This is a genomic window from Pantoea sp. 22096, assembly GCF_052045955.1.
Classification (GTDB): Bacteria; Pseudomonadota; Gammaproteobacteria; order Enterobacterales; family Enterobacteriaceae; genus Pantoea; species Pantoea alfalfae.
This window is the reverse complement of record NZ_JBQEPW010000020.1, coordinates 1-545: the sequence shown is the minus strand read 5'-3', so window position 1 is coordinate 545 and position 545 is coordinate 1. Positions and strand designations below refer to the sequence as shown.

General features: G+C 54.5%; 2 rRNA genes. Both read left to right on the top strand.

The annotated features are described in order from the left end of the window. Positions 1-230 (top strand): 23S ribosomal RNA (locus ACTJKZ_RS21200); the annotation flags it as partial. A 197-nt stretch (positions 231-427) separates the two neighbouring features. After that, positions 428-543, top strand: a 5S ribosomal RNA gene (gene rrf, locus ACTJKZ_RS21195). Positions 544-545: the final 2 nt, after the last annotated feature.

Here is a 545-nt window from a genome sequence, read left to right as displayed (position 1 = left end):
ACGCACCACTGGTGTTCGGGTTGTCATGCCAATGGCACTGCCCGGTAGCTAAGTGCGGAAAAGATAAGTGCTGAAAGCATCTAAGCACGAAACTTGCCCCGAGATGAGTTCTCCCTGACTCCTTGAGGGTCCTGAAGGGACGTTGAAGACTACGACGTTGATAGGCCGGGTGTGTAAGCGCAGCGATGCGTTGAGCTAACCGGTACTAATGACCCGTGAGGCTTAACCTTACAACGCCAGAGGCGTTTTTGAGAGACACGATTTTCAGCTTATTCCGGATAAAATTAGCGGAAACGAAAGATTTTGCGGCGTGACAAGGCGCAGAGCGAAGACATCAGCGGGAGCATACTGAGGTATGTGACCGGTGTGGCTGAGCGATGGCAACGCGGTCATGGCGTAAAAGATTCGTTTCGTGCACCAAGATTTGCCTGGCGGCTTTAGCGCGGTGGTCCCACCTGACCCCATGCCGAACTCAGAAGTGAAACGCCGTAGCGCCGATGGTAGTGTGGGGCCTCCCCATGCGAGAGTAGGGAACTGCCAGGCAT